This window comes from Dyadobacter sp. BHUBP1, from assembly GCF_050587785.1.
Taxonomy (GTDB): Bacteria; Bacteroidota; Bacteroidia; order Cytophagales; family Spirosomataceae; genus Dyadobacter.
Map to the genome: position 1 here is coordinate 215,865 of NZ_JBOBIH010000007.1, position 22,058 is coordinate 237,922.

At 53.1% G+C, this 22,058-nt stretch carries 11 protein-coding genes; 7 read left to right on the top strand and 4 right to left on the bottom strand.

The window, feature by feature from the left end; all coding sequences use genetic code 11:
- The first annotated feature begins 2 nt into the window (after positions 1–2).
- Both ACQ4MZ_RS24580 and ACQ4MZ_RS24585 read left to right on the top strand, forming a co-directional pair.
- On the top strand, positions 3–746 hold the full coding sequence (locus ACQ4MZ_RS24580; RefSeq protein WP_430849544.1) for a porin family protein: 744 nt from the start codon (positions 3–5) through the stop codon (positions 744–746).
- Between the two features lie 17 nt (positions 747–763).
- Positions 764–2,626, top strand: coding sequence for a hypothetical protein (locus tag ACQ4MZ_RS24585; protein ID WP_430849546.1), 1,863 nt, complete (start codon positions 764–766; stop codon positions 2,624–2,626).
- A 36-nt stretch (positions 2,627–2,662) separates the two neighbouring features.
- Here the strand turns inward: ACQ4MZ_RS24585 and ppsA are convergent, their stop codons facing one another.
- The 4 genes from ppsA to ACQ4MZ_RS24605 all read right to left on the bottom strand — a co-directional run bounded on the left by ppsA (position 2,663) and on the right by ACQ4MZ_RS24605 (position 13,678).
- Positions 2,663–5,263 carry a phosphoenolpyruvate synthase gene (gene ppsA / locus ACQ4MZ_RS24590; protein WP_430849548.1) on the bottom strand — a complete coding sequence of 867 codons (2,601 nt, stop codon included), beginning with the start codon at positions 5,261–5,263 and terminating at the stop codon, positions 2,663–2,665.
- A 3-nt stretch (positions 5,264–5,266) separates the two neighbouring features.
- Positions 5,267–5,728 (bottom strand): MarR family winged helix-turn-helix transcriptional regulator, encoded by a 462-nt coding sequence (locus tag ACQ4MZ_RS24595; RefSeq protein ID WP_430849550.1) that lies wholly within the window; start codon positions 5,726–5,728, stop codon positions 5,267–5,269.
- 149 nt (positions 5,729–5,877) lie between these two features.
- The gene (locus tag ACQ4MZ_RS24600) at positions 5,878–11,169 is read right to left on the bottom strand and encodes a S8 family serine peptidase (protein ID WP_430849552.1); all 5,292 of its coding nucleotides are present in this window, start codon (positions 11,167–11,169) and stop codon (positions 5,878–5,880) included.
- Between the two features lie 100 nt (positions 11,170–11,269).
- Positions 11,270–13,678 (bottom strand): ABC transporter permease, encoded by a 2,409-nt coding sequence (locus tag ACQ4MZ_RS24605; RefSeq protein WP_430849554.1) that lies wholly within the window; start codon positions 13,676–13,678, stop codon positions 11,270–11,272.
- A 455-nt stretch (positions 13,679–14,133) separates the two neighbouring features.
- On the opposite strand from ACQ4MZ_RS24605, the gene ACQ4MZ_RS24610 reads away from it, so the two are divergent.
- The 5 genes from ACQ4MZ_RS24610 to ACQ4MZ_RS24630 are packed head-to-tail and all read left to right on the top strand — an operon-like array spanning position 14,134 to position 22,053.
- Positions 14,134–14,811 (top strand): RNA polymerase sigma-70 factor, encoded by a 678-nt coding sequence (locus ACQ4MZ_RS24610; RefSeq protein ID WP_430849556.1) that lies wholly within the window; start codon positions 14,134–14,136, stop codon positions 14,809–14,811.
- A 45-nt stretch (positions 14,812–14,856) separates the two neighbouring features.
- Positions 14,857–15,900 carry a FecR family protein gene (locus ACQ4MZ_RS24615; protein ID WP_430849558.1) on the top strand — a complete coding sequence of 348 codons (1,044 nt, stop codon included), beginning with the start codon at positions 14,857–14,859 and terminating at the stop codon, positions 15,898–15,900.
- A gap of 20 nt (positions 15,901–15,920) precedes the next feature.
- Positions 15,921–19,298: a SusC/RagA family TonB-linked outer membrane protein gene (locus tag ACQ4MZ_RS24620; protein ID WP_430849560.1), complete on the top strand. Its 3,378-nt coding sequence runs from the start codon at positions 15,921–15,923 to the stop codon at positions 19,296–19,298.
- 32 nt (positions 19,299–19,330) lie between these two features.
- Positions 19,331–20,944 (top strand): RagB/SusD family nutrient uptake outer membrane protein, encoded by a 1,614-nt coding sequence (locus tag ACQ4MZ_RS24625; RefSeq protein WP_430849562.1) that lies wholly within the window; start codon positions 19,331–19,333, stop codon positions 20,942–20,944.
- Positions 20,945–20,949: 5 nt separating this feature from the next.
- On the top strand, positions 20,950–22,053 hold the full coding sequence (locus ACQ4MZ_RS24630; protein ID WP_430849564.1) for a glycosylase: 1,104 nt from the start codon (positions 20,950–20,952) through the stop codon (positions 22,051–22,053).
- Positions 22,054–22,058: the final 5 nt, after the last annotated feature.

A 22,058-nucleotide genomic window follows, 5' to 3' on the forward strand; every position in this document is an offset into this window, starting at 1 on the left:
TCATGAAACGTTTCCGTCTGTTGCTCCTTTTGCTGACCATTGCGCTCGAAACTACCGCTCAGAACGGGAAGAAGCTTTCGCTTAATGCCCGGGCGGGATTTTCCATCGGAGCAGCAGCGCCCGCGGGCATACCGGCGTCGATCCGGGAAATTGAATCCTACAAGCCGGGTTTCCAGCCCAGTCTGGAAGCAGGGCTCGGTTACCGGTTCTCGACGCATTTCGGATTTGCTACCGGCCTGCGCTGGGAGCAAAAAGGGATGACGACGGATGCGCGCGTTAAGGCTTACTACACCACGTTCAACGAAGCGGGCAACGACGGACACGAGTCGGTTACCGGCTATTTCTCCGGGCGCGTCAAAACCAGGGTAAGGAACAGTTACCTCACGCTGCCATTGCATTTGACCTTCCATAACAACAGTTCATTCACATTCAAAGCAGGCGGGTTCGTGTCGCTGCTGCTGGATAACCGCTTCGACGGCGGCGCGCGCGACGGGTACATACGTAACGAGACGCCCATAGGCGAGCGGGAGGACATCGATGCCGCCTCGTACGACTTTTCGGAGAATGTGAGAAAGATCAATGCCGGTATCGAAATCGGTACCGACTACCGCATTAATTCAGGCCTTTTTGCATCGGCGAACCTGAACTATGCATTAACACCCTTGATGGAGCCCGGTTTCCGGAGTATCGCTTTCGGGATGCACAATATTTACCTTAACCTCGGAATCGGATACCGGTTTCACTGAACGCTATTAAAATCCCTATGAAATCACATTTTTTGCCCGGGCTGTTGCTCACCGCCATTCTGTACTCCTGCGCAGGCAGCAAACCCGGCCCCACTTCCGGTTCTAAAGCAGTGGAAGTAAGCATTGACCTCGTCAATGTCGATGCCGATCGTGTGCGCGTTACCGTCACGCCGCCCGCGCAAACCGGCGATGTTGCTACCTACAATTTTCCCAAGATTATCCCCGGCACCTACGCCATTGCCGACTACGGCCGGTACGTACAGGATTTCCAGGCTTTCGATAAAAAAGGCAAACCGCTGCGCGTAACCCGTACCGACTCGAATACCGTCAGCATTTCACCCGCCAAAAAACTCGTCCGCATTTCCTACCTCGTTGGCGATACCTTCGATACCGAAGTGGAAAGTGATCCTTTTGGCGAAAACAATAAAACCATTTTTTCCCCTGCAGGGACCAATATCGAGGCTGGGAAGCATTTCCTCCTCAATATGGCGGGGTTTGTGGGTTATTTTTCAGGACAAACCGAAACCCCGTACCGGATTACCGTTTCACACCCTGGGACGCTTTACGGCACCACGGCGCTCGTAGACACCGACAATGACGCTCGCAAAGATGTGTTCCAGGTCCCGCGCTACCCGGACGTGATCGATAATCCCGTGATGTACGCCGCGCCGGATACCTTTTCTTTCAAAGTGGACGGCATGGAGGTGCTGTTGGGTATTTACTCGCAAAGCGGTAAAACGCAGGCGTCGTCTTTGAAGCCCGATCTCGAAAAGATGATGCGCGCGCAGAAGAAATTCCTGGGAAAAATCAATGACACACCGAAGTACGCCGTGCTCACCTACGTATCGTCGGGTGCCGCCAACGACGCCAAGGGCATTGGCGCGCTAGAACATAATGCCTCGACGACGGCGGTTTTCAGGGAGCCGATGAAAAGCAAAGACCTGATCCACGTGATCAGCCATGAGTTCTTCCATACCATCGCTCCATTGAAGGTGCATTCGAAGGAAATCCACTATTTCGACTTCAATGCACCCAAAATGAGCCAGCATTTGTGGTTTTATGAAGGTGTTACCGAGTATTTCTCCAACCTTTTCCAGGTCAATCAGGGGCTCATCGGCGCGGATGCTTTTTATGATCTGATGGCTAAAAAAGTAGAACAGTCCCAATCGTATTCCGATAGCCTTTCTTTCACCGAAATGAGCCGGAATATCCTGGATCCCAAACTAAAACCCCAATACCCGAATGTTTATGAAAAAGGCGCACTCATCGCCATGTGCCTCGATATCGTGATCCGCGAGAAAACCCAGGGTCAGCGAGGCCTGCTGTGGCTCATGGGTGAGCTATCTCAAAAATACGGCTCTCAAAAGCCGTTCGACGATGCCGAACTGATTCCCGTCATCACGCAGATAGCCGGTCCCGAAGCGGGTGCGTTTCTGGACAAACACGTGGTTATGGGCGAACCGATCCGTTATGAGGATTTCGTCGGCAAGGTAGGTCTCAAAAAACAGACCATTCCCTTCCCCGAGCCGATCGTTTTTCTGCGCGATGACGTCATTTACATTAAGCCCGACGCCTCGCGCACCCACGTACTTGCACACGCAGCCGACAACCAGAATGAGTTCTACAAAAGCCTGGGAATACAGGACAACGACATTTTCGTGGAGTTTAACGGAATACCCGTTGACCCCAAAAACCTGATGGCCCTCGTTTACCTCGGCTACGACCTCGACGAAGGCAGTCCGATCACCGTTAAGGTGAACCGCAATGGCCAGGATGTGGAACTGAAAGGTACCGTAAAACTCAATTACAAAGACGGCGACGGCTTCCGGTTCGGCGACGAGTCGAAAAAGGCGCTGAATGAGGCCTGGTTGAAAAACTAAGCAATTATTTCCTGCTTAACCCGTGTGTACGTGACCTTAAAGGAGCTCGATGTATCCTTCCGTCCCGTGCACACGTATTTTTTGCCCGTCAGTGATGAGCCGGGTCGCATGATCGACTCCCACCACAGCCGGCAGACCATATTCCCGGGCGATCACCGCCCCGTGGGTCATCAATCCGCCCACTTCCGTTACCAGTCCTTTGATAGCCACAAACAGCGGCGTCCAGCTCGGGTCCGTAAACGCGGTGACCAGGATATCGCCTGGTTCCAGGTTGGCATCTTCCATTTTCAGTACCACGCGTGCCCGCCCCTCGATCACGCCCGCGGACACGCCCAGACCTGCGATGGCGCCCTCCGGCAGGTTCTCATGGCTATGTTTTCCGGTCACGACTTCGCCATCAGAGGTCATCACGCGCGGCGGCGTGAGCTTTTCGAAGCGCGCGTAGGCTTCTTTGCGCTGGTCAATAATATCGTAATCTGCTTTCCCGGAAAGGACCACCCCGCGTATTTCTTCGAATTCCAGATAATAAATATCCTCCTTCTCCCGGAGTACATGGGCGTCCACGAGCCGGGCAGCTTCCTGCATTAATGCCTTTTTGTATACGAAATACCTGTTTACAATGGCATATTTGGGGTACTCGCGATAACCCGCCAGGCTACGCATCAACCCGATCATCCGCCTGGTCTCCTCTGCCTTTTGCTCACCGTCGGGCAATTCCCGCAGGCGGCTCAGCAGCTCCGCCTCTTTCCGGGCAGCTTCCTGCCGGCCTTGTTCGAATTTCCGTTTTCCGGCGCCGGGTTCCTGGTTCCTGATATTACTCAGGATCAGCGGAACCAGAATGGAGGGCTTTTCGCTCCAACGGGTTCTGGTGATATCGATCTCGCCCGCGCAACGCATGCCGTATTTGACCAGAAATGCATTGATCGCGTCTATTGCCTCCCTGCCGCCATGCAGCTCCCGCATTCCGTCCATGAAGTGATCGTCATTCACATCCCGCAGGTAGCTTACTGCTTCCGGATACGGCCTGATCGCGTCGGCTACATCCAGCAATGCCAGACCCATTTCGGATGTGACATTGTGCGGTACCGATTGCGAAAGCGTATCCGCCACGTTTTTCTCGCCTAGCCACTCACTCATTTTTTCATTAATCCAAAGGGCGGCATTCATCGCCGTCACGATCACTCCAAAGCTCTCCGGATCGGCCTGGCTCTTCCTTTGCTGGAAATCGTCCAGGATAAAATCGATCAGCTCTGTCCCGGACCGGGTGCGGATGTTTTCCTCTAATGCCGCTATCGATGCCTCGCTGCGACCGATCAGTTGCTGCACAATGGACGGATCGTAGTGGTTAAGCGCAAAAAAATCGTGTGGCGGCGGCCCCTGAGCGGGTTCGCCGACGGGAGGTTCATTCATATTAATGTCCAGGAAATCCCCGCGTTCCAGAATTTCCATCACCGCTTTCCGCACCAGCGGGTCGGATTTGCCCAGCACATCCAGCACCACTTTTCTGCCCATAGGCGAAACCAGGTCCTGCGCGACATCCACGAAAATTCTTCCCCCGGCAACGACCATTTTCCGGGGCGACGTCAACTGCCATGTCGACAGCCCCAGCGGCTTCATCGCGTCGGTCATCATTTGCTGATGGCCTACCGATACGTAAAGATGGTTTTGCCCGTCGTTCGTTTCCGGGACGGGGTACAAAGTCGTAATCGGCCGGCTTTGTACGATGTAAAATGTGCCATTGGCCAGGCACCATTCAATATCCTGCGGGCACCCGAAATGCGCTTCGATCCGTCTGCCCAGGCGTTCTAGCTGCAAAATCTGATCGTCCGTGAGCGTTTGAAGCCTTTGTTGTTCCGGTCCGAGTTCCTGCTCACGGGTACCGCCTGCCTGTGAAGCGTAAATCGCTATTTTCTTGATAGCTACCTTCTTTTCGATAATCTCGCCTCCGCGAACTTTATACACATCCGCATTCACGAGGCCGGAAACCAGTGCTTCGCCAAGCCCGAAACTGGCATCGATAGACACCACCTTCCGGTTTGAACTCACCGGGTCCGCTGTAAACAGAATGCCCGAAGCCTGTGGGAAAACCATCCGTTGAACCACCACCGCCAGGCTCACTTTGCGGTGATCGAAGCCATTCTGGATCCGGTAAGCGATCGCCCGGTCGGTAAACAGCGACGCCCAGCATTTGCTCACGTGCTGCAAAATGGCATCGCTTCCGACGATATTGAGATAGGTATCCTGCTGCCCGGCAAACGACGCATTCGGCAAGTCCTCCGCAGTCGCGCTCGACCGCACGGCATAGGCATCCCCTTCGCCAAGCTTTGTGAGGTGATGAAGGACCTCCTCCCTGGCATTCCCCGGGATTGCTGCCGCTTCGATCACACCGCGGATTTCGCGTCCCAGTGCCATGATTGCCTGCGTATCCCCCATCTTTACGTTGGCCAGCCTTTCCAGCAGGCTGCCGATTTCCACACCGCTGATCACCTCGCCAAATGCGTCGGTCGTAATGCAAAAACCATCCGGTACTTGAATTTCGCCGATCCGAGCGAGCTCGCCCAGGTTAGCGCCCTTTCCTCCCGCTACCGCGATCTGCGTTTTATCAATCTCTTCAATACCAAGAATGTAAGCCCCCATAGTTCACTGCTGTTTAGTATTGAATTTACTGGTCGTCTCATTCATCACTTCAATCGCCTTCGAGAAGTAGCTTTCTATAATCTTCAATTCCGCCTCTGAAAAAGAAGCGATCAGCTCACCCGACCGCTGTCGGAACTCCTTATACAACGGCTCGAAAACCGCCATGATCTTTTCATTATTCGGTTCGACGATCACCTTCCGGCGATCGCCCTCGCCAAACCGCCTCCTGACCAGGTCTTTCTGTTCAAAACGGTCGATCAGGCCCGTTACGGCGCCCGTGGTAAGGCCGGTCAGCTGCGAAAGCTCACCGGCTGTCATCTGCCCTTTCTGCATGATGAAACCCAGGTACTTGTGATCGGTACCGGACAGCCCGGCCTGCCGGCCAATGGCTTCGTGCATCTGGATGGAGTCGAATGCGTATTGCTGGCTCAGCTTCCGCACCCGTTCAGTCAGCTCCTGGCTCAAATTTATCTTTGTTTCTAAATATCTTAGTTACAAAGATATTTTATTTCAAATAGTACTTCAAATGGCGAGGGAAATTATTTTCTTCCCAAAACCAAAAATCCCCGCCAGCGCGCGCCAGCGAGGATTTGATTTCTGGTAACTACTGACTTTTACTTCCTGATGATTTTAAAAACCCGCTCGCGATCTTCTGAAACGACTTTAAGCAAATAAATGCCAGGCACCGTCGCTTGCGTGGAAAGGCCTATTTCCTTTTGCTGTGCACGTCCGTCAGCCACTGCTTTGTCTGTAAAAACAACCCGCCCTCCGACATCGAAAACACTGAAATGTAGCACCTTTCCGGCTTTTTCCTCGAATTCCACAAAAATCCGCTTCTCCGCCGGGTTAGGAAATACCTTCCATAACTTTTCGCCTTCGAAATTGACAGCACGGACGCTGGAATACGCAAAGCTCCCATCCGTATCGACCATTTTCAGGCGGTAATAACTCGTACGTTCCGCCAAGGGCGCATTATCCGTAAATGCATACCGTGAATTTCCGCCCTGCCCAGGCAACTCGCCGACTTTTGTAAACCTGTTCTCCAGAAGCCCTTCCTGGTCCTTCGCCACCTCGACCTCGAAATGACTGAACGCCTCCTCGCGGGCCGTTTGCCATTCTACCAGGACCGTTTGTTTGTTCTCCGCATCCGTGCGGGGCTTGGCGGTGAAGGTGGTGAGGGTAACCGGCATTGGGTCGCCAAGCCCCAGAAATCCCTTCGCCAGCCAGAATTCGGAGAAGGATTTGGTTTGAAATTCTGCGTAGTAGCCATCGTAATACGGCACTATTTTTACGTCCGATGGCCGATAATACGCCCATCCTTTCCCGGTATTATTCGTCAGGTCGCCGTCTTCGTTGCTGCCCGAGTACTTGGTTATCCCCAATTCAAATGCGGAGCCGGGTTTGAACACACCCGTTATGTCCGGCGCGCTGACCAATCGTTCAATGTCCGAATCCGCAAAATACAGACGCACTCCCACCGGCTCGGGGAAGCTCGGTTGCGACATGGTGAATTTGAAATTTCTTCCCAGGTAGTATTGCCCGTTAACGTGATGGGCTTCACCGTAATTGACATACGTGTTGATCATGATCTTCCCCAAATTCTGTCCATTCGGATTGATCGATGCGGTAATGCCAAAGTTCACCATATCTATCCATTTGTTTCCGCTGGCCTCGTCCAATACGCTCGTTTCCTGGCCGTAAGGGTTGTAATAAACCGGACTATATCCGCTATGTATATGAATATCGTCGATGGCAATCCCCTCGGTACCGAATCCCTTCCTGGTTTTTATCACAAACCTCAGTCGGAAGTACTCGCCGGAGTTTGACAGATAAGCGGAGCCTACACGCCAGCGACTTCCATCTTCGGGATATACCGAACTTGTCGCATATACCTTCTGCCAGCCATTCCCGTTGGACATTTCAATTTCGAGTAAATCACAGAACCCATTTTCGCAGACCTCAGGGTCTATAGCATAACCGAAACTCAAACGAGCCCATTCAATAGACCGCGCGAAGAAGCAGGGAGAATAAAGATACGCTACACTGTCGCGCGGATCCACTCCGCCAAAGTCGGTCGCCCACGCGGTCACACCGCTTGCCGCATTTTTGATTTTAACCGCATTAGGTGTTCCCAATTGCCAGACAGGCTTTGTGTCGATCGTTTGCCAGCCGCCAGGGCCATGCTCGAAGTCTTCCAAATATGGAAATTCCGCTATAACCGGGGCACTGATCAGCACAGTTCGCAGCGCATTGTCTGCTGGGTTGACGTCAGACATTTGTGTAGCCCGAGCCTCTACGACGTGGTCGCCTTCCGCACTCATACTGGATTGAACATCGCACATGACCAGCGAACTCTCACCTGCTTTCAGCAAGAATATGGGAAAGTTATACCATTCAACTCCGTCGACAGTTACCTGTAACGGCACATTATACAGATCATGCGCACCTTTATTGGTCACTTCTACACCGACCCGGTAATCGCTGCTGCAGACGGGGAGTTCCGGCCTCTCGACCTGCGTCACGGCAACATCTGTGCGGGTTGTGTACAGCCTCACGTCATCTATCAAATGCCACGACTCAGAACCGGTGGCCACATATTGGTGCCACTTAACCTGAAAACTGGTTGAAAGCTCCTGCGAATTCCTTTTCAGCAGTTCAGTTACCATGACTGTCCCCAGATAAAAATTTTTGTCGACCGGCAAATTCCACATATAATGGTAGTCAAAAGCAAAAATCCAGGGATCGGTGTCCTTTCCTCTTATGTACACGCCCTCGTCGGCGTTAGGGGAGTAGTAAATACTTCCCGCAAACCGGAAATCGAGGCGTACCTCTTTCCCCTGGGCCGCGTAATCTGCCAGATTATACGTGCCAATAACCGTCGTTGAATACAAACCGTTATTCCTGGAATCGGTATCCAGGATCAATGCCTTGTCTCCCGAGTAGGTAACATCGGGACCAATATAAGTTCTCAACCGGGCAATGCTTTTTTGCGATGAAAAATCGTACCCGGGTGCATTGTCTAAACCGGATCTGTCGGAACGCACGGTTGAAACCGGCAATGATTCAAAATCCTGCGTGTGAGGGAGCGTAATGGCGGGATTGGGAAGATGCCTTGCCTCTACGACCAACTGATTATTGCCCAGGGCAAGATCATCATCCATTTTTACAAAAACACTGACCACATACGCCCCGATCGCTTGCATGTCTGCCGTTTTGATAAATGTATAGGCAAGATACCCCAGCGCAGGAATTCCGGAAGTAACCGTCTCCCAATGAACAGCCGCCCCGGCCCCACCAATTGAATACCCTACCTGAAAAGGCTTTGTTACGAGTTGGTCATCGAAATTTCGGATGCCAATGGTAATCGCCTGGGTCGGTGAAAAAGCGGTTGACGTCAGCATTCTGCCGGCTGCTTTGGGCGATACAAGTGAGTCGATACTTATATCGTTATCCGAAATACTGCCCACACAGGTGCCGCTGTCAGGCTTGTACTTGATGGCGACCGCTCTCCGGCCGGGAATCCCATTCAACCGTGGCCGAACAGAAAAATAATATGTTGAATCACGGGATAGTGAATTGAACGTGTATTTCAGTTCTGTCGTTACGTCGACCGGTTTCATTTCAGCACCCTGTAAGCGCATTACTTCGTAGTCCGTGGCACCGTTGACCTTTGTCCATTGAAGTGCCGCGTAACCGGGGCATTGTACCAGCTGCATTGTAACGACCGGCAGCGCCATAATGGAAAACGCACCGCTCTCGCGGATGGCGCCCGTTTCGTTTTGAACCAGCCTGATTTTTGCCGTCGTCGTAAACGCGTCGGGCACTGTCCAGCTGAAACGTGTTGTCCCGGCTGGAATAGCCGCATTGATCGAAGACCAGGAAGCGCCGTTGTTGAGTGAATAGGAAAGCGCATAGGTACTTGCGGGATTTTCGTAGCTATCCCAAGAAAGGTTGACCGCATCTCCCTTTGTGAATCGCTCTCCGCCGACGGGATAGGTAAGTACCGTAGACCTTTCAATGATATCGTACACAACGAAATACTCCTGCGAACCCGTCGGGATATTATAGCCGGCGACTTTAACCGTATAGGAACCTGCTTCCGGGTTGGCGATTGCGACCTGCTCCGCGTTGTTAATGCTGTCCGACGATGCAACGGCTGGACTTGCCGGAGCTGCGGGATTCGGAACTAGCGGGAGCTGTACGCCTCCGCCCGGCCGTACCAGGTGAAGGTCCAGGTTATTGACCAGCTTTCTGCCCCCAGCCACCACCGCCGAAGCGGGGTCGTGCCAATACAACATCACTTTCAATACAGAAGTACCGGCAGGCACGTTTACCTGGAACTCGGCAGTTCCCTGATTGGCCAGGGTACCGGTAAAATAGTTTCCTTTTTCCATCATGATAACCGAACGAAGCAAGTTCATCATCCCGAAACCGTGAACATAATCCGGTCCTGGTAATCCCCAATCGCTTGCTCCATTCAATAACAGGGCTTTGACCAACCCACCCTTGGGATTGTTTTGACCATTGAGTTGCCGATATCGCTGATAAAGCAGAGCTGTCCCGCCAGTCACCGCCGGCGAAGCCATACTCGTACCCGAACCCGACTGATACGCGTCATTCGGTATCAAAGAGAAAATAGATCCCCCCGGTGCGACCAACTCCGGTTTGATCCGGCCATCCGAGGTCGGCCCGCGGCTGGAAGCAGGAGAAATGATGCCGTTTGCTCCCGTCCTGCCAACAGTGATCACATTTTTTGCAGTTGCATCGAGTCCTTGCACAGTTCCATATCCGACCGGTAATCCGCTGATACATGAAGCTTCCAACCCACTGTTCCCTCCGGCAAAAACATGCAGCAAGTTTGGGAGTTCACCTGCCTGCCTGTCCAGAATACTGCTGCTTTCGAAGTAATCGCCGAACCACGAGCAATAATTTCCCATACCATAAGCACTATTGGTGACGACCATCCCGAAATCGCGCACATGGGCCGCAGCCTCGAACCAAATCCCGCCAGGAAGCCGCTTCACAATTTTTGCCTTGGGTGCATAACCGCGGTATTTTTCATTGACAATACCTGCTCCGGCAGCTGTCCCCGCAATATGCAGTCCGTGCCAGTCGGTTACCGTCGGTGTAGTGCTGATTACACGGCCCGTCAGATCCGCATGGTCGTCGAGGTTACCGGTGTCCCCGATTCCGATCGTCACGCCTTCCCCATCCAGTTTACGCCCGCCGGGAAGGGTGGAGTTCAACACATTTGCCCTGCTGTCGGCCACGCTTTTGTCGTTCAACAGCTCTAATGGTGGCATAATGGCCTCGATATACTCCACCCACGGCAAGGCCGCGAGCTGTTCCAGCCGATTCGTATCCAGCCGAACTTCGAGCACCTGGTATCGGCTCAGGGTTTCAGAAATGATTTCGAAATTATGCTTTTGAAGATCCTGCCTGGCATCCGATAAGGAAATAGAACGCGGGTAACTGATGGAAACATCCACTTTACCGGGCACTTTCAGGGTGTGTGCAGGAAGTGTCGGGGCAGTTAATGCCGCATGAATTTTCTGGTCGGCCGTGAGTTCGATAATGGCCCGGGCATTGGCTGAAACGAGCAATGCGGCATCCGGCGCCTGGCGGATTACAGTGGTGTATGCATTGTCGGGAACATATTCCAGCAGCTCGATGCCCGCATTTTTCAGCTGTGTAACAGCCTTTTCGCCGGGTATGTCGTTGAATTGGATAATAACCAGCTTTCCGATTGCGGGTAATGCATTTTCGCGGAGCGTTGCACCGGCTGCCGCACCCGACAAATTAGCCGGAGGCGAAAATGTCCCGTTTCTCAAATACAGCTTGTAATCAGCATTTTTCTGAGCAAAAAGGGCGTGACCGTACAGCAAGGCGACAATTAGCCAGGTCAAGTGGCGGAATTTGGGCAAACACATACAGAAAGAGGAGACGCAAAGAGTTATTTTCCTTCAAATCTAAATAATCTTTTTGTCTACTCTCTGTTACAAAAATTTATTCCGCCCGCAACGACACCACGGGATTGATCAACGCCGCCTTGATGCTCTGAAAGCTAATGGTACACAGGGTGATAATCATTGCGCCGAACCCGGTAGCCGCGAAGATCCACCACGAAGGCTCGATGCGGTAGGTGTATTTTTCCAGCCAATGGCTTAGCAGGTAATAGGCTACGGGCGTGGCCAGGCCGAAGGCGATTGTAATGAGAACGATAAATTCGTTTGATAACAACTTCCAGACATTGAAAATGGAAGCGCCGAGTACTTTCCGGACGCCGATCTCGCGGGTGCGCTGCTCGGCAATGAAGGACGACAAGCCGAAAAGCCCGAGGCAGGAGATCAAAATGGCGAGGACGGCAAAGAAATAGGCCAGCTTGCCGACACGTTCCTCGGCTGCAAATTTCAATGCATAGTCGTCGTCGGCAAACTTGTATTCGAAAGGTGCGAGCGGGATCAGCTTTTTAAATACGGACTCAATGCGGGGCAGGGCTTCGCTGACGCTCATGTTGGGATTGATCCGGATATGCATCCAGTTGGGGCCACCATGCGCTTTGATCATGAACATCGTCGGCGCAGTAGGCTCATAAGGCGATTCCATCACCACATCCCTGATTACCCCGATGATACGGTAATGCATCACAGGCCGGTCCTGGAATTTCCAGCTTACCGGCTCCCCGATCGGGTCTTTCAGCCCCATGTATTTCATTGCTGCTTCATTGATCACCATTCCCGACGAATCCGACGCCAGCGTTTCGGAAAAATCCCTGCCCTGCACAAACTTCCAGCCGACAGTGCGGCCATATTCGGAACTGACCATCAGTGTGCCGAAACTTTCATTGGCAGCAGGGCTTTTTCCACGCCATTCGAACCCGTCGTTGCCGGACCACACTTCGGTAACTTTCCCCATCGATTCGGCGATATCGGTTACGGCGCCGGTACTCCGCAGCTCGTTTTTGAGCAAGTCGTGCTTGCCGTAAAAATCCCCCGACTTCATCTCTACCATCAGCAGCCCTTCCCGCGTGTACCCCGCAGGGCGGTTTTTCGCAAACTGGATCTGGCGGAATACGATAATGGTGCCGATCACCAGCGTGACGGAAACCGTGAACTGCACTACTACTAGCACTTTACGCGGAACCGATGCAAAACGGCCGACGCGAAATGTTCCTTTCAGAACCTTCACAGGCTGGAACGACGACAGGTACAATGCAGGGTAGCCTCCCGCAAGCATACCCGTGAGCACTATAAAGCCCAGGCTCACCGCCCAGAAACCTACATTTGTCCACGGGATCGATATTTGCTTGGCCGCCAGCTCGTTGAACCACGGAAGCGCCAGCGATACCGCCCAAAGTGCCAGAAGGAATGCGAGAATCACGACGACAAACGATTCACTGAAAAACTGGTTGATCAGCTGCTTCCGTACCGAGCCCATCGACTTACGTATGCCGACCTCCTTCGCGCGTTTTTCAGACCGGGCGGTGGAAAGGTTCATGAAGTTGATGCAGGCAAGCAATAGCACGAATGCACCGATAATGCTGATCAGCCACACCATTTGCAGCGGACCTTCATCAGGCTGGCCGCGTTTGAAGTTATGCAAATGCCAGTCGCGCATAGGCAGCAGAAATACTTCCGGCTTGTTTTTAGCTTCGGCAGGAAAGCCTGCCAGGTTCTTCATTTCGGCGTTCTTAATATCCGCAGAAACCAGCTCAAAGTCAGCATCCGGACGGAGTTCGACATAAATTTTCATGAAATGATTCTGCCAGTCGGTCATGGCACGCTCCCTGATCCACGGATTGTCTAGCACCCAAAGCACAAATGGCGCCAGAAATTTAACCTGGTTAAACTGGGTATTTTGAGGAAGGTCTTCATAAACGCCCGTAACCTTGACGTCCAGCTTGTTGCTGATCTTAACAGCCCGGTTTACCGGGTCGATATCTCCGAACAATGCGAGGGCAGTCGATCTCGAGAGCATGACCGAATGCGGGTCGCGCAGGCCCGCGCGGGTACCGTATACCATTTGCAAAGTCAGCATCTCGGGCGCTTCCGGGTCCATGTAGAGCCCTGAACGCGAAATCTTGCTTTCTCCTGCCGACAGTACGGCCCCAGCGTCCCAGGAAGCGGCCACAATGCGCTTGAAGTACGATCTGTAATTGGCTTTCAGTTCGGTCATCAGCGGATATTGCACCGACGAATTGATCCCTACCCCATGCTCGCCGAACTCCCGCGAACGCACCTGTGCAATGCGCGCGTAATTTTCGTGATAGGTATTGAACGAAAGCTCGTCGTAAACCCAAAGCCCGATGAGCATGGCCACCGCCATACCGGCAGCCAGTCCGCCGATATTAATGAAGGAATACACCCGGTTTTTAGCCAGCTGGCGAAGCGCGATTTTCAGATAGTTACGTAGCATGGTCCGAAGCAGTTTAGGGATAGATGGTCAGGGGTGGTCAAGTGTAGTCATGGGTAGTCAGGGGTGGTCAAGTGTAGTCATGGGTAGTCAGGGATGGTCAAGGATTGTCAGGTGTGGTCAGGCGTAGTCAGGTGTCGTTTCGTTTATCAAAAAAAGTAAGCCTAATACGTTGAAAGCCGGTTCTGGCGTGCTGAAAAGCTTTTATATCAAGAAGTTGTCCAAATACGGACACTCGGCGTTCATCAGCGGACTGCTGGTGGAGTTATATAATTGATTGTCAATGGAGAATACAATGCGGCTCAGTTGATAGAAATTGTCGCAAGCCTGGCCCGGGGAGGCGGACAAAACCGCATTCAGGTCGCAAAAAATCCCAAAAAAAATAAAAATTTCACAAAATGACCGAGGGTAGCGTCGGCGCAGAGTACTCTTATGAATAACCTACTTACATGATTTGTATGAACCAGAAGTATTCCGCAGAAAATAAGACTGGTGCAAGCGAGCCGACGGGGCCGGGATTCGATTTTCCAGGTATCCGGAAGCCCCCGGCGGACTTTGTCGATTCGGAATTGTTTATCAAACAGGCATTCATCACCGATCCCGGCCGCGGGTACGAGTTGCTTTTCAAGCGCTACTATAAGCAGCTTTGCAGCCATGCGGTGCGGTTTGTCTATGCCCGCGACGTCGCTGAGGATCTTGTGGTGGAGGTATTCAGCCAGTTTTGGTTGAAGCAGCTGCATACGGCAGTGACTACCTCCTACCGTTCCTACCTGTTCACGACGGTCCGGCATGCGGCATTTCATCATATGCGAAAGAATTTCGGGAAAGAAACGGTCACCGATGGACTGGCCGATCTCCCGCTCGCTACACCGGCCAGTTCGCCCCAGCAAGAACTGCAATACCAGGAGCTGGTATTGAAAATCGAGCAGGTAATCCGGTCGTTATCGCCTCAGAACCAGAAGGTGTTCCTGATGAGCCGCTTTGAAGGGAAACGCAATACGACCATCGCCGAAGAGCTCGGCATTTCAGTCAAAACCGTCGAAGGACACATTACCAAGGGGCTGTCGATCCTGCGGAAAGCATTGCAGGATCACGGGCTGCTCTCACTGATCCAGATTTTACTCCTGTTCGTCTGACGGTCTAACGCCCTTGGATATATGTCATACAGAATTTAACGAAGCATGAAAAAAACACTTCTCTCCAAACAGGTCATCCAGAACTTCTTCGAAGGGAAAACTACCCGTATGCAGAACATTCTGATCGGGGAATGGCTGGAAAACCCCGCCAACCGCGAGCTGTATTTTCAGTGGCTCGACGAATGGGAAACCGAAAATCCGCAATTCACACCGGATGTAGAGCAGGCCTATCAACGTTCATTGTATACCGTTCAAAACAATATGGGTGTTCCGCAGCCGGATAGTGCCGCTGCCGACACGTTGGTGAGAACCTACCGGGACGTATTGAGAGGTCGGCTCTTTGTATTCAAATGGGTTGCCGCTGCTTCCGCTGCGCTCATCATGGGCGCTTATCTGCTGTCCGATTTCTGGTTTTACAAACAATATGAAACCGGTTACGGAGAGATCAGGACGGTGGTCCTGCCCGACAGCAGCCGTGTCACGCTGAATACTAATTCCGTGCTTAGCGTCCCCCGCTTCGGGTTCGGCGGCGGCACGCGCGAGGTGAACCTGAAAGGCGAGGCGGAATTTGCGGTGAAGCATACCGTCGATCACAGCAGGTTCATCGTCCGGACACCCGACAAACTGGAAGTCAAGGTATTAGGGACCGAATTTATCGTATACAGCCGCGAACGCGGCTCCAAAGTGGTACTTAGCCAGGGCAGCGTGCAATTGCGTTCACTGAAAGAGGCAAATCCCAAACCGATGCTAATGAAACCCGGGGACGTAGCCACGATGTCGTTGCAAGGTGCACTTACCCTCAAACACAGCGGGAGCCTCTCAGCGCATCAGGCCTGGAAACAGCGCCTGTTCATGTTCGAAAACACCCCTGTTTCGGAGATCGCGTACCAGATCAGCGAGCACTTCGGCGTGAACGTCGTGGTAGCCGATTCCACACTCGCCCGACGAACCATCGGCGGTACGTTCAATGCAAGCGACCCCACCAATGTCCTGAAAGTCCTTTCCGATGTCCTGAATGCACGGGTAACCCACTCGCCCGCCGGAGCCGACCACGGCGAGACTTTCGTACTTGACACAAGCCATTTGTAATTTCTTAATCATCCATAATCATGACGAAACTATTACACGTTAAAGTTCTGGTAACCTTAATGGCGGGATGTCTGTTGAATGGCGCCCCAATTAAAGCCCAGCTCATGGCCCAGAATCGTCCGCCCAAAAGCAGTACAGCGCCCACGATCATCCCGGGCAGCCGGATAGCGCTGCGGGACGCCCTGATGCAAGTTAAAAAGCAATACAAAGTCGATATCCTGTTTGAAGAAAAGCTGTTGGAGGGCCTATTCGTATCACCAGCCCAGGTGCAGGCCGGACAAACGATCGAGAACAAGCTCAGCAATATTCTGCCGGCCGGGCTGCGCTATAAAAAGGTCAGCAAACAAACTTACCTCATCCTCACGACCGCCGAAGAAGGCAAACCCGGCGCGCAACAAATCGAGCTGATTGCCCCGGAGGAAACCCCGTCTGCCACACAGCAGACATTCACAATGTCGCTCCAAAGCAATCACTCCCTTTTGGAAATGGCCCGGAAAGCGGCGGACAGAACCATTTCCGGCGTCGTGAAAGGAGACGGCGGCGAAGCGCTCCCGGGTGTGAGCGTGCTCATCAAAGGCACTACGCGAGGAAGCACCACCGATGCCAATGGTAAATACAACATTGCCGTCAGCGACGATCCCAAGGCTGAAATAACGCTGGTATTCTCGTATGTCGGCTATCAGAACCAGGAGGTGATCGTCGGCAGTCGCTCCGCTATTGACATTACGCTGGTCCCTGACCTGAAAAGCCTCGCAGAAGTGGTGGTAGTAGGTTACGGAACGCAGAAACGCGAGCAAATCACCAGCGCCGTTGCGAGTGTCAAATCAGAGGACTTCGTAAAAGGCCCGGTGCAGGACGCAGCCCAGCTCATTCGCGGAAAGGTAGCCGGGCTGAGCGTCATTACGCCCAGTGGTGACCCTACCGCCGTTGCGCAGATCACATTGCGGGGCAATGCCACCATCAATGCGAGTTCAGACCCGCTCGTGCTCATCGACGGCGTGCCGGGAGGGCTCAACACCGTCGCGCCGGAAGACATCGAATCCATCGACGTGCTGAAAGATGGCTCGGCCGCCGCTATCTACGGTACCCGCGGCACCAACGGGGTAATCCTGATCACCACCCGGAAGGTGAAAGGCGAAACCCCTCCGACTTTGGAAGTGAACTCCTATTTCACCACACAAAGGCTTACCCGCAAGCTCGATTTCATGGATGTAAATCAGTACCGCGCCCTGGCCGCCCAGGGCAAACCCGGCGCCATCGACTACGGCCATAGCACCGACTGGCTGAGCCAGGTAACCCAAAAGCCATTATCTCAGGTACATAATGTCAGCCTCCGCGGCGGCTCGCGCACCACCAACTATATCGTGAGCATGGAATACCGCCGGCTGAACGGCATCATGAGGAAATCGGACAATTCGACGGTGTTTCCGCGCATCGAGGTCAACCACTCGATGTTCGACGGTCTGCTGAAAATCAATGCGAACCTGAGCGGTTACCAGCAGAAATACTTCTCCGTCGACGGCGGCCCATATTCCGGCCTCGTTTACCGCAATGCACTCACATTCAACCCGACCGAGCCTTTGAAGGACGCAAACGGCAAATGGACCGAGCGCACCGACAAAACAGATTACATGAACCCCGTTGCGCTGATCGAGGAAACGAATGGGCTGAACCGCAACAACAACCTGCGCACATACGGTACCATTTCGCTCGCGCCGGTGGAAGGACTGGAAATCAAAGCTTTGCTTGCGCGGGATATGTTCAACAGCACGCGGGGATATTATGAAACCAAAAACCATTATTCCACCAGCCGCAACGGCCGGAACGGCTTTGCCTCACGCGGTACCACCCGCACGCAGGACGATCTGTTCGAGTTCACGGCGAACTATAACAAGTCCATCCGGGATCACAACTTCGTCGTCCTCGCGGGGCATACCTGGCGGCGCTACAATACGGAGAACTACTGGATGCAGAACTGGGATTTCCCGACCGACAACTTTTCCTACAACAACATCAACGCCGGGCTTGCATTACGTCGCGGGCAGGCTCCGGAACTGTCGGAGCAGTCGGAGAACAAGCTCATCAGCTACTTTTTCAGGGTTAATTACAGTTTCATGAACAAATACCTGCTCTCGGCGAGTATCCGTCATGAAGGTTCCTCCCGCTTCGGGGCTAATCACAAATGGGGCAGTTTTCCGGCATTCTCGCTAGGCTGGAATCTGAAAAGAGAGGCATTTCTGGAAAACGCCAATACGGTTTCGAACCTGAAACTCCGGGCAGGTTATGGTGTGACCGGTACCGAGCCGGGCAGTTCTTATATTTCTTTGAATAAAATCAATTTCAATACCAATGTACTGATCAACGGCCAGTGGGTGCAGACGATCAACCCGTCGAACAATGCCAACCCGGATCTTCGCTGGGAACGCAAGGAAGAAGTGAACATCGGTATCGACTACGGTTTCCTGAACGAGCGCCTGTCAGGCTCGATCGACCTCTACCGTCGCACCACCCGCGACCTGATCGCCAACTTCCCCGTGCCTACGCCGCCCTATTTGTACAGCACCATCACGGCCAATGCGGCTTCCATGGAAAACAAGGGGGTAGAAATCCAGGTGAATGCGGTCCCGTTCCAAACTGCGGCATTTCGTTGGACGACCTCCGTCAATTTCTCGACCAATGCCAACAAGATCCTCTCATTATCCGACGACAAGTTTGCATTAGCCAGCGGGTATTTCGATACCGGCAATACCGGCGAGCCCATTCAGCAAACCACACACCGCGTGCAGGTAGGGCAGCCGCTTGGTAATTTCTGGGGTTTCAAAACCATCGACATCGACGAAGCCGGCCACTGGATCATTGAAGGCAAAAACGGTGAGCCCAAACCCATCGCCCAGCAGCAGGCCGACGACAAGCAGATCATCGGAAATGGCTTACCCAAGCGCTATTTGAATTGGAATAACACATTGACGTACAAAAACTTTGACCTGAACATCACTATGCGCGGTGCATTCGGCTTTCAGATCCTGAATATGACCGAGATGTTCTGGAGCGCACCCGTGATGCTTACCCGCGGGAATCTCCGCGCCAACGCCTACGACCCTATTTACGGCAAACGTCCACTAGCCGACGACCAGTCGCTGAACTACGTGAGCTACTATATCGAAAACGGCAACTACTGGAAGATCGATAACATTACTGCGGGCTACAATCTCCGGTTGAAGAACAAATACCTCCGCCACGCCCGCATTTACCTGGCAGTCGCCAACCTCTACACGATCACCGGCTACAAGGGGATCGACCCGGAAGTGGGTATCAGCGGGATGGCACCGGGCATCGACGATAAGAACCGCTACCCCGCCACAACCAGCTTCACCGCGGGGGTCATGCTGACATTCTAGTTTTATTCAAATTCCTCAAAAGACTATTGACAATGAAACCATTGAAACAATATATAGGAACTGCGTTTTTGCTCATGATCGCTGCAAGCGGCTGCAACAACGACCTGACCGAAAAAATCTACTCCGAAGTAACGGAAGATACTTATAACTATTCCAACGCCTACCAGGCTATGAGCATCGGGTACGCCAATATGCGCAGCCTGATCTCGCACACGCACTGGTACATGGCGCAGGAGTCGACAGCCGATGGCATTGTAATGCCTGCTAACGCGTCGGGCTGGGACGATGGCGGGATTTACAAGCGTATGCACCTGCACACGTGGAATTCGGAAAACCCGCAGATCAGCAACATGTGGAATACCTTCTACTCAGGGGTGATCAATGCGAACCGGCTCATCGACCAGCTATCGAACGACAAAATCGCCATTCCAACAGGCGTTACCAAAGAGGCGCTGATCTCCGAAATGCGGGCGGTACGGGCATTCTTCTACTGGCTCATTTGCGACAACTTCGGCGATGCCCCGCTCATTACCGACCGTTCCGACGCGCTGCTTGAAAAAACAGCCAGAAAGGACATTTACCAATTCATTGTCAAGGAATTAACCGAATCAATTCCCAACCTCAGCGAAGACCGTAACACGCTGCTGTATGCGCGGTTCAATAAATGGGCGGCCAAAACGCTGCTCGCGAACGTGTACCTCAACGCCGGCATTTATGCAGGAGAGACCAAGTGGGAGGAGTGCCTCTTGCAGTGCAACGACGTGATCGCTTCTGGTAAATACCAGTTAGAAATGGGTCTCGCAGCGCCTTTTGTTACCGAAAACCAAAATTCGCCCGAGATCGTGTTTGCAATCCCGTTTGAAGAAAACCTGGCCGGCGGATTCAGCGCCCATATGTTTTCGTGGCACGCTTCGCTGAAAAACAAAGTCAATATGCTGGCCACGCCCTGGGGCGCAGGCTCGGCGAAGGGTGTGCCCCAGTTTATCAATACGTACGATGCCGACGACCAACGCCTGAAATCGACCTGGATGATCGGTCCGCAGTTTGCCGCGGATGGAATTACCCCGCTGAAAGGCTCGTACGATCAGGCCGGCAAGAATGTCGTGCTCACCAACGAGCTGCCGGACGGACTGTACACCGGCGAGGCGGAAGGTTACCGGATGAATAAATTTGAAGTAAAAATGCAGGCGCAGGGAAGCCTGGGCAACGATTTCCCGGTGTTTCGGTATGCGCAGGTGCTCATGATGAAAGCCGAATGCCTCTTGCGTACGGGCAAGGCCAACGACGCGGCCACGCTGGTGTCGCAGGTACGCGCACGGGCGTTTGCAGCCAAGCCCGCCAAAGCGACGGTGACCGGCGCCGACCTTCAAAAAGGCAGCAGCTATCCATATGGTTTTGTTGAAAATTACAGAGTAGTAGACCCCGGTGATGCGAAACCGGTACAGTACGGCAGGATGCTTGACGAGCTTGGCTGGGAGTTTGCCTGGGAGGGCTTCCGTCGCCGCGATATGATCCGCTTCGGGGTTTATACCACCAAAAGCTGGCTGTCGCACAAACCCAACGGCGCTTTCAGGGCCGTATTCCCCATCCCGCAGATCGCCATTAACTCCAACCCGAAATTGAAACAGAACCCGGATTACAACTAGCAGATATGAAGAAAGTGCTGATCGGCTGTGCATTGTTTTTGACGGCGGGCTTTGTTTGGGTCGGCGGAGCGGTTGCCCAATCGGGCGATGGCCGGTCTGGCGACGAAACCAAAGTCCCGCAACAAGTAATGCAGGACATTTTTGAGGAAGTAAAAACCCCTTACAAATACGGTGTGGTGATCCCCCAGCCCGACAAAGACAAGATGGTCGACAGCCCGACCGTCTTCCGGAAGGGCGGCATCTGGTACATGACTTACATTATATTCGATGGCAAAGGTTATGAAACCTGGCTCTCCAAAAGTGATAACTTACTGCAATGGACTTCGCTGGGCAGGATTATGTCTTTCACCGAAAACACGTGGGACGCCACGCAAAAAGCGGGCTATGTGGCCCTGATTGATACTGAATGGGGCGGCAGCTACGAAGCCGAAAAGTTCGCAAACAACTATTGGCTCTCCTACCTCGGCGGCTCTGAAAAAGGTTACGAGGCCGGCCGGCTAGGCATCGGCATCGCTACCTCCCCCGACTTGACCAAACCGAACGAGGTAAGCCGCCTGCCAAAACCCGTACTCTCGGCCATTGACAAGGACGCCCGCTGGTACGACGACAAAACGATTTACAAAAGCCTGGTCATCCGCGACAAGGCCCGCAAAACAGGCCATCCGTTTGTGATGTACTACAATGCCAAAGGCGAACAAGGCGACGACAAGGGTAACGGCTTCGAAAGCATCGCCATGGCCGTCTCCGACGACATGACGAATTGGGAACGCCTCGGCGACAAGCCATTGATCACACGCCATACCGGCATTTGCGGCGACGCTCAGATCGCGAAAATCGGCGATGTATATGTGATGTTCTATTTCGGGGCGTTCTGGAAACCGGGTGCATTCGAACGGTTTGCCTGCTCCTACGACCTTCAAAACTGGACAGACTGGGCCGGCCCCGACCTCATTTCCCCGACAGTACCCTACGACAAAACCTACGCCCACAAGCCCTGGGTCGTCAAATGGAACGGCGTGGTATACCATTTTTACAACGCAGTAGGCGAAAACGGCCGCGTCATCGCACTAGCCACTTCCAAAGATTTAAGAGCCAAAGCCAATCCCTGACCACA

Bases quoted from the DNA above. Each gene is read 5' to 3' on its own strand.
- ACQ4MZ_RS24580 (WP_430849544.1), top strand. From the start codon at position 3: ATGAAACGTTTCCGTCTGTTGCTCCTTTTGCTGACCATTGCGCTCGAA.
- ACQ4MZ_RS24585 (WP_430849546.1), top strand. From the start codon at position 764: ATGAAATCACATTTTTTGCCCGGGCTGTTGCTCACCGCCATTCTGTAC.
- ppsA (WP_430849548.1), bottom strand. From the start codon at position 5,263: ATGGGGGCTTACATTCTTGGTATTGAAGAGATTGATAAAACGCAGATC.
- ACQ4MZ_RS24605 (WP_430849554.1), bottom strand. From the start codon at position 13,678: ATGCTACGTAACTATCTGAAAATCGCGCTTCGCCAGCTGGCTAAAAAC.
- ACQ4MZ_RS24610 (WP_430849556.1), top strand. From the start codon at position 14,134: ATGAACCAGAAGTATTCCGCAGAAAATAAGACTGGTGCAAGCGAGCCG.
- ACQ4MZ_RS24615 (WP_430849558.1), top strand. From the start codon at position 14,857: ATGAAAAAAACACTTCTCTCCAAACAGGTCATCCAGAACTTCTTCGAA.
- ACQ4MZ_RS24620 (WP_430849560.1), top strand. From the start codon at position 15,921: ATGACGAAACTATTACACGTTAAAGTTCTGGTAACCTTAATGGCGGGA.
- ACQ4MZ_RS24625 (WP_430849562.1), top strand. From the start codon at position 19,331: ATGAAACCATTGAAACAATATATAGGAACTGCGTTTTTGCTCATGATC.
- ACQ4MZ_RS24630 (WP_430849564.1), top strand. From the start codon at position 20,950: ATGAAGAAAGTGCTGATCGGCTGTGCATTGTTTTTGACGGCGGGCTTT.